At 60.0% G+C, this 14,694-nt stretch carries 12 protein-coding genes; 9 read left to right on the top strand and 3 right to left on the bottom strand.

The window, feature by feature from the left end; translation table 11 throughout:
* Positions 1–161: 161 nt before the first annotated feature.
* Positions 162–2,075, bottom strand: coding sequence for a sigma-54-dependent Fis family transcriptional regulator (locus QRN31_RS13160; protein WP_285432448.1), 1,914 nt, complete (start codon positions 2,073–2,075; stop codon positions 162–164).
* A 299-nt stretch (positions 2,076–2,374) separates the two neighbouring features.
* Here QRN31_RS13160 and exaC point away from each other — a divergent pair, with 299 nt between their 5' ends.
* The 9 genes from exaC (at position 2,375) to QRN31_RS13115 (ending at position 11,857) form a co-directional block, all read left to right on the top strand.
* Complete coding sequence (exaC, locus tag QRN31_RS13155) at positions 2,375–3,895, top strand: acetaldehyde dehydrogenase ExaC (RefSeq protein WP_285432446.1); 1,521 nt, start codon at positions 2,375–2,377, stop codon at positions 3,893–3,895.
* A 267-nt stretch (positions 3,896–4,162) separates the two neighbouring features.
* Complete coding sequence (gene eat / locus QRN31_RS13150; RefSeq protein WP_285432445.1) at positions 4,163–5,533, top strand: ethanolamine permease; 1,371 nt, start codon at positions 4,163–4,165, stop codon at positions 5,531–5,533.
* A gap of 197 nt (positions 5,534–5,730) precedes the next feature.
* Positions 5,731–7,125, top strand: coding sequence for an ethanolamine ammonia-lyase subunit EutB (locus tag QRN31_RS13145; RefSeq protein ID WP_285432443.1), 1,395 nt, complete (start codon positions 5,731–5,733; stop codon positions 7,123–7,125).
* Between the two features lie 8 nt (positions 7,126–7,133).
* On the top strand, positions 7,134–7,958 hold the full coding sequence (eutC, locus tag QRN31_RS13140) for an ethanolamine ammonia-lyase subunit EutC (RefSeq protein ID WP_285432441.1): 825 nt from the start codon (positions 7,134–7,136) through the stop codon (positions 7,956–7,958).
* A gap of 120 nt (positions 7,959–8,078) precedes the next feature.
* Complete coding sequence (locus QRN31_RS13135; RefSeq protein WP_222588622.1) at positions 8,079–8,540, top strand: GNAT family N-acetyltransferase; 462 nt, start codon at positions 8,079–8,081, stop codon at positions 8,538–8,540.
* Positions 8,541–8,765: 225 nt separating this feature from the next.
* The gene (locus tag QRN31_RS13130; protein ID WP_285432440.1) at positions 8,766–9,416 is read left to right on the top strand and encodes a DedA family protein; all 651 of its coding nucleotides are present in this window, start codon (positions 8,766–8,768) and stop codon (positions 9,414–9,416) included.
* A 12-nt stretch (positions 9,417–9,428) separates the two neighbouring features.
* Positions 9,429–10,241 (top strand): M90 family metallopeptidase, encoded by an 813-nt coding sequence (locus QRN31_RS13125; RefSeq protein ID WP_285432438.1) that lies wholly within the window; start codon positions 9,429–9,431, stop codon positions 10,239–10,241.
* 113 nt (positions 10,242–10,354) lie between these two features.
* Complete coding sequence (gene ppa / locus QRN31_RS13120; protein ID WP_027924322.1) at positions 10,355–10,882, top strand: inorganic diphosphatase; 528 nt, start codon at positions 10,355–10,357, stop codon at positions 10,880–10,882.
* Positions 10,883–11,110: 228 nt separating this feature from the next.
* Positions 11,111–11,857, top strand: coding sequence for a S24 family peptidase (locus tag QRN31_RS13115; protein ID WP_285432437.1), 747 nt, complete (start codon positions 11,111–11,113; stop codon positions 11,855–11,857).
* A gap of 398 nt (positions 11,858–12,255) precedes the next feature.
* Here the strand turns inward: QRN31_RS13115 and QRN31_RS13110 are convergent, their stop codons facing one another.
* Entirely contained in the window at positions 12,256–13,071 is an 816-nt protein-coding gene (locus tag QRN31_RS13110) for a YfaP family protein (protein WP_222588627.1), read from the bottom strand.
* A 3-nt stretch (positions 13,072–13,074) separates the two neighbouring features.
* Positions 13,075–14,694: a DUF2300 domain-containing protein gene (locus QRN31_RS13105; RefSeq protein WP_285432435.1), complete on the bottom strand. Its 1,620-nt coding sequence runs from the start codon at positions 14,692–14,694 to the stop codon at positions 13,075–13,077.

Genomic DNA, 14,694 nt, shown 5'->3' with positions numbered 1-14,694 from the left:
GGAGTGGGAAATCGCACCCTGTGTTTCGGTCTCACGCACGCCATCGTCGGAATGCCGCCCAGACCAAGCCCGCTCCCACAGGGTCCAACGGCGCTCGGAAAATGGTGCTCACACCGCAACTCTGTGGGAGCGGGCTTGCCCGCGATTGGCCGCAACGCGGTTTACCGGGCAATACCGTGTTTACGCAGCTTGCGATAGAGGGTGTTACGGCTGACGCCGAGCTGTTCAGCGGTATTCGTCATATGCCAGCGCGTCTGCTCCAGCGCATTGAGCAAGGCCAATCGCTCGGCATCGTCCAGCGGATGCTCTGACGGCTCTTCAACGGCCACAGCCGGCAATGGCCGAACCTGACGAATCATCGCCGGCAAATCCCCCAGCCCGATCCGTCCACCGTCACACAGCGCCGCCAAGGTGCGCAGCACATTGCGCAATTGCCGCACATTCCCCGGCCACGCGAAGCCCAGCAACGCCTGCCGCGCCGGCTCATCGATCACTACCGTTTCACCGCCCGCTTCTTCAGCCAGCAAAAAGTCGAGCAGTTGCGATTTATCACTGCGATCGCGCAACGCCGGCAACGCCACCTCCAGCCCATTGAGCCGGTAATACAAATCCTCGCGGAAACTGCCGTCCTGCACGCGCTCCAGCAAATTACGGTGCGTGGCGCTGATGATCCGCACATTGACCGGCTCCGGCTCACCACCGATCGGCACCACCTGGCGATCTTCCAGCACTCTCAATAGTCGGGTCTGCAATGCCAACGGCATGTCGCCGATTTCATCGAGGAACAAGGTCCCGCCATCGGCCTGCTGCAACTTGCCGCGCATGCCTTCCTTGCGCGCGCCGGTGAAGCTGCCGCCGCGATAGCCGAACAATTCGCTCTCGATCAAGCTCTCAGGGATGGCCGCACAATTGAGGGCGACGAAGGCTTTTTCAGCCCGTTGACTGGCCTGGTGCACGGCTTTGGCGAATGCCTCTTTGCCGGAACCGGTTTCACCGTTGATCAACAGCGGCACGTCCCGTTCGAACACGCGCAGGGACTTGCGGAAATCTTCCTGTAACGCGGTATCGCCAATACAAATGCCCGACAGGCGCGCCTGCTCGGCAATCACCGGACGTTGCACCACTGGCACTGGAATGCTGCGTGGCTGCCCACGCAACAGCGCAAACAGACTCCGCCCGTCCCGGGTGCGCAGCGGCCAACTGGCGCTGGCATTTACGCTCGCGCGGCCGAGCAATTCATCCAGCGCGCAATCGAAAAACGCCTCGACCGGCTGCCCCAACAATCCGCAGCGACCATGCCCCAGCAGGTTCAGGGCACTTTGATTGACGGCACTGATCCGCCCTTCCCCGTCAAACGCCAGCAGCCCTTCGCTGAACAGCCCGACGGACTCGGCCTGCAGGTGAAAACGCAACAGCCATTGATTGTCGAAGTAGCGCAGGAAATAGCAGCTCTCAATCATCTTCGCCGACAGATTGACCAGCGCCATGGTGTGAAACTGGCTCTGACGCGAAACCTCGTGACGCGCCGAAGACACATCGAGCACCGCCAGCAGTTCGCCATGCGGATCGAACACCGGGCTCGCCGAGCAGGTCAGACCGGTGTGGCGACCGCGAAAGTGTTCGTCCTGATGGATAGTCAGCGACTGACGCTCCACCAGGCAGGTGCCGATGCCGTTGGTGCCTTCGCAGGCTTCGCTCCAGTCAGCGCCGAGCCAGAGCCCGGCACGCTCGAAAATCTTGCGCTCGGCGGGCGCGGTGACGCAATTGAGGATCACGCCACGGGCGTCGGTCAGCAGCACCGCGTGACCGGCGCCGGAAAGTTGCTGATGCAGACTGGTCATTTCGTTGCCGGCGATGTGCAGCACTTGCTGCAAGCGCTCGCGGCTTTCCAATACGCGGCCGTGCTCCAGCACCGTCGGTGCCACGGTCAGGGCCGGGTCGAGGTGATAGTCCTCAAGACACCGCAGCCAGGAACGGGCAATCGACGGATCGCTGCCCGGACCGTGCAGGTGAGATTTGCCCTGAGTGACGGTCAGGACCTGCTGGGCATGGCGACTCAAATGGTTGTCGTGCATTTCTTATTATTCTCCCCGGGGTTCGGCGACCCGTGGTTGAGGTGATGCGAGCATCCTCCAGCCTAGCCGGCATTGCAATGGTGGCAAGACCGTGCGGTCACAGGTTGTGCCACAAGCGGTACAAAGTGTCACGGCGACTGTACCGGAAGCGTCACAACGGCGTTCCGCCCGTCCGACAAAAACGGCGCAAGGCCTTGATTTACCTGACCTGCAAGGCAGTGGCCCGACCTTTGCTCTACGCTTATAGCAAGCGCACATGCGCTCTCTCTTATAAGTACAAAAGCCAAGGAGAAATCACTATGCGTTACGCTCACCCCGGTACTGAAGGCGCTATCGTTTCGTTCAAGAGCAAGTACGGTAACTACATCGGCGGCGAGTTCGTCGCGCCTGTCAAAGGTCAGTACTTCACCAATACCTCGCCAGTGAATGGCCAACCGATTGCCGAATTTCCGCGCTCCACGGCCGAAGACATCGACAAAGCCCTGGACGCCGCCCACGCTGCAGCCGATGCCTGGGGCGCCACGTCCGCCCAGGCGCGCTCGCTGGTGCTGCTGAAAATCGCCGACCGCATCGAACAGAACCTGGAACTGCTGGCAATCACCGAATCCTGGGACAACGGCAAAGCCGTGCGTGAAACGCTCAATGCCGACATCCCGCTGGCCGCGGACCATTTCCGCTACTTCGCCGGCTGCATCCGTGCCCAGGAAGGCAGCGCCGCCGAGATCGACGGCAACACCGTGGCTTATCACATCCATGAACCGCTGGGCGTGGTCGGGCAGATCATCCCGTGGAACTTCCCGATCCTGATGGCTGCCTGGAAACTCGCCCCGGCCCTGGCCGCCGGTAACTGCGTAGTGCTCAAGCCTGCCGAGCAAACGCCACTGGGCATTACCGTGCTGATGGAGCTGATCGGCGACTTGCTGCCGCCAGGCGTGCTGAACGTCGTGCAAGGTTTCGGTAAAGAAGCCGGCGAAGCGCTCGCCACCAGCAAACGCATCGCCAAGATCGCCTTCACCGGCTCGACCCCGGTCGGCTCGCACATCATGAAATGCGCAGCTGAAAACATCATTCCGTCCACCGTGGAGCTGGGTGGCAAGTCGCCGAACATCTTCTTCGAAGACATCATGAAAGCCGAACCGTCTTTCATCGAGAAAGCCGCCGAAGGCTTGGTGCTGGCGTTCTTCAACCAAGGCGAAGTCTGCACCTGCCCATCCCGTGCACTGGTCCAAGAGTCGATCTACGACGACTTCATGAAAGTCGTGATGAAGAAAGTGCTGTCGATCAAACGTGGTGACCCGCTGGACACCGACACCATGGTCGGCGCCCAGGCATCCGAGCAGCAATTCGACAAAATCCTTTCGTACCTGGAAATCGCCAAGGGCGAAGGCGCCGAACTGCTGACTGGCGGCAAGGTGGAAAAACTCGAGGGCAACCTGGCGACCGGGTATTACATCCAGCCGACCCTGCTCAAGGGCACCAACAAAATGCGCGTGTTCCAGGAAGAAATCTTTGGCCCGGTGGTGAGCATCACCACCTTCAAGGACGAAGCCGAAGCCCTGGCCATCGCCAACGACACCGAGTTCGGCCTGGGTGCCGGCCTCTGGACCCGCGACATCAACCGCGCCTATCGCATGGGCCGCGCCATCAAGGCCGGTCGTGTGTGGACCAACTGCTACCACCTGTACCCGGCGCATGCCGCGTTCGGTGGCTACAAAAAGTCGGGCGTCGGGCGTGAAACCCACAAAATGATGCTCGATCACTATCAGCAGACCAAAAACCTGCTGGTGAGCTACGACATCAATCCGCTGGGCTTCTTCTAAAAACCGGGGGCGACACAGGGACTTCTGTGTCGCCCTTCAAATGGCTATCGCGAGCAGGCTCGCTCCCACAGGGATTTGTGGTTATTCCCAACATTTTGGTTCACCCCAAAACCCTGTGGGAGCGGGCTTGCCCGCGATGGCGTCCTTAACGACAACATAAAAACATTGCCCTGCCGCTCTGGCACGGGCCTTGCGTGCCCGCTCCACACCCAAACGTCGTACCTGAAAGTCCAAAAGATCAAACAATAAAAAATACAGCGAGGACTTATGACTTCTTCCACACAGCTCAAACCCACACTCGGCACCCTGCATTTATGGGGCATTGCCGTCGGCCTGGTGATTTCCGGCGAGTATTTCGGCTGGAGTTACGGCTGGGGCACCGCAGGCACCCTGGGCTTTCTCGTCACCGCCCTGATGGTGGCGACGATGTACACCTGCTTCATCTTCAGTTTTACCGAATTGACCACCGCCATTCCCCACGCTGGCGGGCCGTTTGCCTATAGCCGGCGGGCCTTTGGCGAGAAAGGCGGATTGATCGCCGGCATCGCCACCCTGATCGAGTTCGTCTTTGCGCCCCCGGCCATCGCGATGGCAATTGGCGCCTACCTCAATGTGCAATACCCGGAACTTGACCCCAAGATCGCCGCAGTGGGCGCGTATTTCGTGTTCATGGGCCTGAATATCCTCGGAGTCAGTATCGCGGCGACCTTCGAACTGGTGGTCACCGTGCTGGCCGTCGCTGAGTTGCTGGTATTCATGGGCGTCGTCGCACCGGGCTTCAGCTTCAGTAACTTCGTACTCAATGGCTGGTCGGGCTCTAACGAATTCACGATCGCGTCCATTCCCGGCATATTCGCCGCCATTCCGTTCGCAATCTGGTTTTTCCTCGCGATCGAAGGCGCGGCCATGGCAGCCGAAGAAGCCAAGGACCCGAAACGCACGATTCCCAAGGCCTATGTCAGCGGCATTCTGACCCTGGTGTTCCTGGCCATTGGCGTGATGGTGATGGCCGGCGGCGTCGGCGACTGGCGCCAACTGTCTAACATCAACGATCCGCTGCCGCAGGCGATGAAAGCTGTGGTCGGCAACAATTCGAGCTGGATGCACATGCTGGTCTGGATTGGCCTGTTTGGCCTGGTGGCAAGTTTCCACGGGATCATCCTTGGCTACTCGCGGCAGTTCTTTGCCCTGGCCCGGGCCGGTTACCTGCCCCCTTCGCTGGCCAAGCTTTCGCGCTTCCAGACACCACACCGTGCCATTTTGGCCGGCGGTGTGATTGGTATCGCGGCAATCTACAGCGACGGCCTGGTCAACCTGCAAGGCATGACCCTGACGGCGGCGATGATCACCATGTCGGTGTTCGGCGCCATCGTGATGTACATCATCAGCATGCTGAGCCTGTTCAAACTGCGTAAAACCGAGCCGAACCTGGAACGCAGCTTCCGCGCGCCGGGCTATCCGATTGTGCCGGGGATTGCGCTGTTTCTGGCGGTGGTGTGCCTGGTGGCGATGGCCTGGTTCAACACGTTGATCGGCTGTGTGTTCCTCGGCTTCATGGCGGCCGGATACTTGTATTTCCAATTGACCGCCAAGCAGCGTTTCGATGCCCCGGCAGATGCGATGCTCGAAAGCGTCTGAGTTGCACCGGCGCCGGGCCAAACTCCCGGCGCCTGCCATATAGAAGTGCATGCAGTTCCCTTGTGGGAGCGAGCCTGCTCGCGATTGCGCTGTTTCATTCAGCGCATGTGACGGATGCAAACCGCAATCGCGAGCAGGCTCACTCCCACAAGGGGATAGTGGTGAATTTGAGTTATTGATTGAATCAGGAGGACACCGTGGCCACATTTGCCCATTCTGTCGGCGCCCAGACCTATCGCTTCGCCAGCCTCAAGGACGTCATGGCCAAGGCCAGTCCGGCGCGTTCCGGGGACTTTCTGGCCGGCGTCGCGGCCCTCAACGATGGCGAGCGAGTGGCCGCGCAGATGGCCCTGGCCGACATTCCGCTGACGCACTTCCTGGAGGAAATGCTGGTTCCTTACGAGGCCGATGAAGTCACCCGACTGATCATCGACACCCACGACGCACAGGCTTTTTCAGCCGTCAGTCACCTCACCGTCGGCGGTTTTCGCGATTGGCTGCTGAGCGACGCCGCTGACGAACAGAGCCTGCGCGCCCTCGCCCCCGGCCTGACCCCGGAAATGGCCGCCGCCGTGTCGAAAATCATGCGCGTGCAGGATCTGGTGCTGGTGGCGCAGAAAATCCGCGTCGTCACAAAATTTCGCGGCACGATGGGCTTGCGTGGACGTTTATCCACCCGCCTGCAACCCAATCACCCCACCGACGAACCGGCCGGCATCGCAGCGAGCATTCTCGATGGCCTGCTGTACGGCAACGGCGACGCGATGATCGGCATCAACCCGGCCACCGACAGCATCGCCTCGATCTGCGCCATGCTGGAAATGCTCGACGCGATCATCCAGCGTTACGAAATTCCGACCCAGGCCTGCGTGCTGACCCACGTCACGACCTCCATCGAGGCGATCAATCGCGGCGTTCCGCTGGACCTGGTGTTCCAGTCGATCGCCGGCACTGAAGCGGCCAATGCCAGCTTCGGCATCAACCTGAATGTCCTGCAGGAAGGTTACGACGCCGGTCTGAGCCTGAATCGCGGAACGCTGGGCCGCAACCTGATGTATTTCGAGACTGGCCAGGGCAGTGCCCTGTCAGCCAACGCCCACCACGGCATGGATCAGCAGACCTGCGAAACCCGGGCCTACGCCGTGGCACGCCATTTCAAGCCGTTCCTGGTCAATACGGTTGTAGGATTCATTGGCCCGGAATACCTCTACAACGGCAAACAGATCATTCGCGCCGGCCTCGAAGACCACTTCTGCGGCAAACTGCTGGGCGTACCAATGGGCTGCGACATTTGCTACACCAACCACGCCGAAGCCGATCAGGACGACATGGACACCCTGCTGACCCTGTTGGGCGTGGCCGGGATCAACTTCATCATGGGCATCCCCGGCTCCGACGACATCATGCTCAACTACCAGACCACCTCGTTCCACGACGCCCTGTATGCCCGCCAGACGCTGGGGCTGAAACCGGCGCCGGAGTTCGAACAGTGGCTGGCGAAAATGGGCATCCTCACCCAGGCGGATGGCAAGATTCACTTCGGTGACAGGCTACCGCCGGCTTTCCGCCAAGCGATGGCGCAACTGGGATGAGTGTTGAAATGGATAAACCGCCTGTAGATGCAGAAAATCCGCTGCTGGAATTGCGTCGCCTGACACCGGCACGCATTGCTCTGGGCCGCACCGGCACCAGCATGCCAACCAGCGCGCAGCTGGATTTTCAGTACGCCCACGCCCAGGCTCGGGATGCCGTGCATTTGCCGTTCGATCATGCCGGGCTCAGCGCGCAATTGGCTGAATGCGGGCGCGACAGTCTGTTGCTGCACAGCGCCGCCGCCAACCGTGACAGTTACTTGCAGCGTCCCGATCTGGGGCGAAAGTTGAGTGATGAGTCGGCGCAGACCTTGCGCGATTACGCCTTGGCTCATCCTGGCGGCGTTGATCTGGCGATTGTCGTGGCCGATGGTCTGTCGGCGCTGGCGGTTCATCGTCATACACTGCCGTTCCTGACGCGAATGGAAGAACAGATCAAGGCGGAAGGCTGGTCGGTGTCGCCGGTCATGCTGGTCGCCCAGGGCCGGGTCGCCGTGGCCGACGAGATTGGCGAGCTGTTGGGCGCAAAAATGGTGGTCATCCTGATTGGCGAGCGTCCGGGCCTCAGTTCGCCGGACAGCCTGGGTTTGTATTTCACCTACGGTCCCAAGGTCGGGCTGACGGACGCCTACCGCAATTGCATCTCCAATGTTCGACTTGAGGGCCTGAGTTACGGCATGGCGGCACACCGTTTGCTGTACTTGATGCGTGAGGCTTGCCGGCGCCAACTGTCGGGCGTCAACTTGAAGGACGAAGCGCAGATTCACACGCTGGAGTCGGACGCAGGTGCGGACATGAAAGGTAACTTCCTGCTCAGCCCACCCGATGCCTGAACCGTTTCCGCATTGCGTTTGTGCTTTGATTTCAGGCAGGATCGATGCACGGCTGCCCGAGTGAAGAACCGTTCGCCGTCAGAGCACGTGATGACAGCCACTTGAAGACGAGACCTACCGATGCGGATTATTCAAGCGACCCTCGAACACCTGGACCTGCTGACCCCGTTGTTCGTCAAATATCGCGAGTTTTATGGCGCCCTGGCCTATCCAGACTCGTCCCGGGCGTTCCTTGAGAAACGCCTGCGACGCAAGGAATCGGTGATCTACCTGGCACTGGCCGATGACGACAGCAACAAACTGATGGGTTTTTGTCAGTTGTATCCGAGCTTTTCGTCCCTTTCGCTTAAACGCGTGTGGATCCTCAACGACATCTACGTCGCCGAAGAAGCCCGCCGCCAACTGGTGGCCGACAACCTCATCCGCACCGCGAAGAAAATGGCCAAGGAAACCAATGCCGTGCGCATGCGTGTTTCCACCAGCAGCAACAATGAAGTGGCGCAGAAAACCTACGAGTCCATCGGCTTCAAGGAAGACACCGAATTCAAGAACTACGTATTGCCGATCAGCGACGAACTTTAAGGTCGCTCCAATGTGGCGAAGGGCTTGCCCCCGCTCGCCACAGGGTTAGTGTGCAGCCTGTCGGACCACGGACATTCCCCGCTACAAACTCGACAGGTTTTTCACGAATCAAATCGTATAATGCCGCACTTTCCGGCTTGTACGAAAAACTACACTCGTCTGTAGGCTTTCGCGAAGTCATCCGCACAGGCCTGCAGAGTTGGGCCATCACGACAGGTGCCCTACATGGATTTCAACCCGATCGACCTTATTCTGCATCTCGATGTTTACCTCGACTTGCTGGTAAAAAACTACGGGTTATGGATCTACGCCATCCTGTTTCTGGTGATTTTCTGCGAAACCGGTCTGGTGGTGATGCCGTTCCTGCCGGGCGACTCCCTGTTGTTCATCGCCGGCGCTGTAGCCGCTGGCGGCGGCATGGACCCGGTATTGCTGGGCGGCCTGTTGATGCTGGCGGCGATCCTCGGCGACAGTACCAACTACATCGTTGGCCGAACGGCCGGCGAGAAGCTGTTCAGCAATCCAAACTCGAAAATCTTCCGCCGCGACTACCTGCAGCAAACCCACGATTTCTATGACAAGCACGGTGGCAAGACCGTCACCCTGGCGCGCTTCCTGCCGATCATCCGTACGTTTGCACCGTTCGTCGCCGGTGTCGGCAAAATGCCTTACCTGCGTTTCTTTTCCTTCAGCGTCCTCGGCACCGTTTTGTGGGTGGGCGGCCTGGTGACCCTCGGTTACTTCTTCGGCAACGTACCGTTCATCAAGAAAAACCTCTCGCTGCTGGTCGTGGGCATCATTGTGCTGTCGCTGCTTCCGATGATCATCGGCTTCATCCGCAGCCGTTACGGCAACGCCGCGTCCAAAGCGCAATAGCGCTGATCCACGATGTGGTCGCTTAGTGCCTGGCGTCGCCAGCGCACCTTGGCTAAACACCCGATTGCCGACGACCTGTGGCAACGGGTGCGTCACCATCTGAGTTTTCTCGACGGCATCAGCGCCGCCGAAGACCAGTGGCTGCGTGAAGCCTGCGTCTTGTTCCTGCAGGACAAACACCTGACCGCCTTGCAGGGCGTCGAACTCCACCAGGAACAGCGCCTGCTGCTTGCCGCTCAGGCGCAATTGCCGCTGCTGCACCTGGGCGATCTGAACTGGTATCAGGGCTTCCACGAAATCGTCCTCTACCCCGACGACTTCCTCAGCCCCCAGCGTCATCGTGACGCCAGCGGCGTTGAACACGAGTGGGACGGTGAACACAGCGGCGAAGCCTGGCAGCAAGGCCCAATCATCCTCGCCTGGCCCGGGGTGATGGCCAGTGGCGGCTGGGAAGGCTACAACCTGGTGATCCACGAACTCGCGCACAAGCTCGACATGCTCAACGGCGACGCCAACGGCCTGCCGCCATTGCACCCCGACATGCGCGTCAGCGACTGGGCCAAGGTCATGCAAAAAGCCTACGACGACCTCAATCGGCAACTTGACCGCAATCCGGATGCCGAAACGGCCATCGACCCCTATGCGGCGGAAAACCCCGCCGAGTTCTTCGCTGTGACCAGTGAATACTTCTTCAGCGCTCCGGATCTGCTGGACGAGGCTTATCCGCAGGTCTATGAGCAGTTGAAGCTGTTTTACCGCCAGGACCCATTGGCCCGTCTGCGGCAACTTCTGGCCGAAGACCCGGTCTATCAGGCACGCGACTAAGGTCTACACGACCTCTGATCCATAGCAACGGTGGCGGAATATGCCTATAATCGCCGCCACTTTTTGGTCAATCCGGCCAAGTGTTTTTGGTCAACTAACGGGGGCACCGCCCAATGAGCTACAGCAAGATTCCGGCTGGCAAAGACCTGCCGAACGACATCTACGTCGCGATCGAGATTCCGGCCAACCACGCGCCGATCAAATACGAAATCGACAAAGACAGCGATTGCCTGTTCGTTGACCGTTTCATGGCCACCCCGATGTTCTACCCGGCCAACTACGGTTACATCCCGAACACCCTGGCTGACGACGGTGATCCCCTCGACGTGCTGGTCGTGACCCCTTACCCGGTTGCTCCAGGTTCGGTGATCCGCGCTCGTCCAGTCGGCATCCTGAACATGACCGACGACGGCGGCGGCGATGCCAAAGTCATCGCAGTCCCACACGACAAGCTGTCCCAGCTGTACGTCGACGTGAAGGAATACACCGACCTGCCACCACTGCTGATCCAGCAGATCGAGCACTTCTTCGCGAACTACAAAGATCTCGAAAAAGGCAAATGGGTGAAGATCGAAGGCTGGGCAGGTGCAGATGCCGCTCGCGAAGCGATCACCAAGTCGGCTGCGGCCTATAAAGGCTGAGACGCCATTGGCCTCGCGCCACTGACGACTTGAAAAAAACCCCGGTTGATCCGGGGTTTTTTGTGGCCGCTCATAAAGCGCATTAAACAGCGTGTTTATCGTTCAGCTGTCGCAGTTTTTTCTGTTTAATTTGTTCCAAATACGTCTTACATCCGGTCGTAAATTTCCCGCCAAATTTGAACGGTTCGTTTATTCAAAGCCCCGCCCTGCGCCCGTAGACTCGTGTTTATGAAAAAGAACACTAGCGGCCCACGGTTCAAGGCGCTCCTCGAAAAAGCGAAGATCACAACGACAGGATTCGCTGCTTTTTTCGACACGGAAGCTCAAAACATCCACAACTGGTACACCCGCGGTGTGCCCGCCTACCGCATGGAAGAGGTCTCCAGATTACTCTCGGTCAACAGCGACTGGCTCAAAACCGGCGAAGGCCCACAGGACTCCAAACACCTGCGCCTGCTCGACGAGTCAGGCAACACCTTCGACGCCCAGGCGATTCGTGGCATCTACACGGTCATCGAACCCACTGACGTCGAATTACCCGTCTACAAGGAAACACCCATCCGCCCGGGGTCCAGCAAAACCCACGTCGTCGAAGACCCAGGCCAATTCATCCGCCTGCCAAAAAGCCACCTCGACACCCTGGAAATCAACCATACGGATGTATTTTGCGTCCAGATGGTCGGTAACGGCATGGGGGCAAGGATTGAGGATGGCTCCACCCTCGCCGTCGACCGGGGGCTGACCAAGGTGATCGACGGAGAGATTTACGCGCTCGAGCACGACGGAATGCTGCGAATCAAATACCTGCACCGGATGCCGGGCAATGCATTGCGGCTGCGCAGCTACAACAAAGCCGAGCATCCCGACGAGATCTTCAATGCCGAGCAGATTGATAAGCAGAACATCCGGGTATTGGGTTGGGTGTTCTGGTGGTCGACACTGAACAAGCGGCGGCCGGTGGTGCCGTTTCTGTGACCTCTACACCCTCACGGGCCTGCCCACACCCACAGGCATCACACGATCCTTGTGGGAGCGGGCTCGCCCGCGAAGGCGATGCAACATTCACCCTGATCATCCGGACGGGCCACCCGCCGCCCCCAAGCCACGACAGCTCTAATACGCACATCGCACTGGGAATTCCCCAAAAAAATCAGTATGCTGCGCCCCACATTTGCGCATCGACCCGCCCCGCGGCCCGATCGCACCGACAAGGCAGATGATTTTCTCGCCAAGTCCCACAGCCGGACGCAAGATCCGGGTGTACGTTTTGAAGGCTGGCGCGGTTTACCAAAAATGAACCAAGCCAGTCCCCGAGAAGCCGGCCACAAGCCGGCTTTTTAATGCCCGGAGGAAAGTAAATCCTGCAGCAAGCCTCACGGATAACTAAACCCCTTAACCAACGTCAACTCCCCCACCGCCCGCATCGGCACCAGAAAAGTCTCCATCTTCTCATTCGGCGTCCCCTCCTCCGTAATCACCGTCACCTGCGCCGTGGTCAGCGGCTGAACCGCCTCTTCCTGCCCTTCTTCATCACTGCGATACCCACCGCCGAAGTAGTTCACGTACACCAGATACTGCCCCTTGATCGGCGCCGGCATGGCGAAGATCTCCGGGCCGTACCCTGTCGTCACGTCGACATCCAGCGCTGCGCCGTTCGGAGCGACACGATCGCCGTACCAGATGTGCGCACCATCAGGCGTAATCAGGTGCAAATCCAGATCCGTGTTGTCGCTGTCCCAGGACAACAAAACCCGCAACTTGGCCGGGGTTGCGCCGCCGCTGGCGTTGAGAAACTGCGTGCGATGGCGCTGCTGGCCATCGGGGCTGCGGACTTCGACGCTGTTGCTGCCATTGGGAAACGAGAACGGGCGATCAAAGCGTCCGGCGGGGTCAATCTTCAGCGGCATGCTGACGCCGTTGACGATTAACCGGCCGGGTTCGCCGGACTTGGGCGTGGCTTTGATCTGGCCGGTGATGCGCGCGGTGTTGGCCTGCCCCACTGGCGTATTCACTGATGAAGCCGGGTAGTTGACGGTCTGACGGAAATTTTCACCTTCCCCCTCAACAGCGCCCGTACGCCAACCGCCGACAGGCGTATCAAGTTTTACCGCGCTATCGGAGGCGAACACCGTCGGCAATACGCAAAAAGAGCAAAGGAACAGGAAGACCTGTGGGTAACGGAGTTTCATGGCCTATTCCAGCAAGAGGTGGCGGGCAAGCCCTTCGATGTAGGTTTCATCCTGGCCGTTGGGGTGTGCTTCGAAGGCCAGGTGCAGGTATTCGTGGGTCAGGTCGAGGCGGTCTTGCAGCGTTAGCACGCCGCGCACGTAGATGCGCTGGCGTTCGCGGTCGACATAGGGGCGGCCGAAGGCCAGGCGGCAGACGGCGAAGGTGCTGACTTCGTTGTAGCCGACTTCGCTTTCCAGACGTTGGCGCCAGCCGCGACGTTGGGTTTGTAGCCAGTCCTGGGCGGCGGGGAGCGCTTCGCAGGAGGCGACGGGGTTGTCCCAGCGGCTGAGGCTGGCGCGCGGGTAGGCGTGCAGCAGGATCGCGTCGTAGCGTTGGCCGGCGTTGGCTTGTTCGACGGCTTGCTGCCAGGAGAGTTTGTCCGGGCCCGGTTGGTCGGAGTGGTAGGTGACGGTGCTGCCGGCGAGAACCAGGTCGCTGGTCCAGGCTGCGATGTAGCGTGACTCGGCAGTGGCTGGACGTGGGGCAACACGTTGTCGGCTGCTGCTGTCGTCGATGCTCAGGCAGTCGCCGTGGCGGGTGGCGTTTTGCAGCAGGTAGGTGCGGATGGCGATGGCCAGGGCTTTGGCGGCCTCGGCAGGTTCGGGCTTGGCTTCTCGTTGCAGAACACGGGCGACGTATTCTTCGCGGTCCAGACGGGCGATGAGCTTGTCCTTGAGCAAAAACAGTTCGCCGTCGCTGTGGATATCGAGTTGATTGCCGTTGGTGAATTCAACGCGGTAATCGCCTTGCAACGGCCCGGCAGCAACAACCCGATCCCCGGCCAGTACACGCCCGACCGGATAACGGGAAAATAGCCCGACCTCGACGCAGCGTCCTGCATCCGAGGGCCAATCCACCGGCAACACCGAAGCCAACGCCGCTCCGTAGTGACGCAGCACCATCTGGCTGGTTCCGCGCCCTCCAGCCCAGACGGGCGTGCCATCCACCGTCCAACCGGCAAACCCGCCCTGACGCGACGACGGATCCTGATCTCCCAACCAGCTCCAGGTTTTCACCCGCAACCGACCACCGAGTTCACCCACGACGTTGCCGTCAGCGGCGTTCAATACCACATCCAGCAACACCCGCCGCGCCTGATCCTGCGCGGGTATAACCGTCAGCGCTTTGAGCAATTCAGCCACCGGCACTCGTGTCGAAGGCTGCAGCGACGGCAAGTTCAGCAGCCACTCCGGCGCCTGTCGCGACTGCCAGTACGTGCGCCAGTCAGCGGCAGCGATGCCCAAGCGTGCCGGCTCGAAATACAACCCGCACGACTTCACCAACGCCTGATCGCGTTCAATCTTGCCGCCCGCGGAACAGCAATAAACCTCTTCCTTCGACTGGCCGCGACATTCATAGGGCGATTCATGCGCGCCGTTATCCACCAGCCAGCCGTACACAAACAACTTCCACACACTGCCCAACGGGGTCTGTAGATCAGCAGGCATTGGCTGGTGTGAGATCACCTGAGTGCGGCTCAACGAGATCAACTCGCCCTTGAAGCCCAGGCGCAGCGGCTCGTCCTGCGCTGTCGCTAGCGCAGGGATCAAACACAACAGCCACCAGACCAGGGGGCGGATCAC

Origin of the sequence: Pseudomonas sp. fls2-241-R2A-110 (assembly GCF_030209165.1) — a bacterium.
GTDB lineage: Bacteria > Pseudomonadota > Gammaproteobacteria > Pseudomonadales > Pseudomonadaceae > Aquipseudomonas.
The sequence above is the reverse complement of the archived record's forward strand: the minus strand, read 5'-3'. Positions and strand labels throughout refer to the sequence as shown.

Bases quoted from the DNA above. Each gene is read 5' to 3' on its own strand.
- QRN31_RS13160 (WP_285432448.1), bottom strand. From the start codon at position 2,075: ATGCACGACAACCATTTGAGTCGCCATGCCCAGCAGGTCCTGACCGTC.
- exaC (WP_285432446.1), top strand. From the start codon at position 2,375: ATGCGTTACGCTCACCCCGGTACTGAAGGCGCTATCGTTTCGTTCAAG.
- eat (WP_285432445.1), top strand. From the start codon at position 4,163: ATGACTTCTTCCACACAGCTCAAACCCACACTCGGCACCCTGCATTTA.
- eutC (WP_285432441.1), top strand. From the start codon at position 7,134: ATGGATAAACCGCCTGTAGATGCAGAAAATCCGCTGCTGGAATTGCGT.
- QRN31_RS13135 (WP_222588622.1), top strand. From the start codon at position 8,079: ATGCGGATTATTCAAGCGACCCTCGAACACCTGGACCTGCTGACCCCG.
- QRN31_RS13130 (WP_285432440.1), top strand. From the start codon at position 8,766: ATGGATTTCAACCCGATCGACCTTATTCTGCATCTCGATGTTTACCTC.
- QRN31_RS13125 (WP_285432438.1), top strand. From the start codon at position 9,429: ATGTGGTCGCTTAGTGCCTGGCGTCGCCAGCGCACCTTGGCTAAACAC.
- ppa (WP_027924322.1), top strand. From the start codon at position 10,355: ATGAGCTACAGCAAGATTCCGGCTGGCAAAGACCTGCCGAACGACATC.
- QRN31_RS13115 (WP_285432437.1), top strand. From the start codon at position 11,111: ATGAAAAAGAACACTAGCGGCCCACGGTTCAAGGCGCTCCTCGAAAAA.
- QRN31_RS13110 (WP_222588627.1), bottom strand. From the start codon at position 13,071: ATGAAACTCCGTTACCCACAGGTCTTCCTGTTCCTTTGCTCTTTTTGC.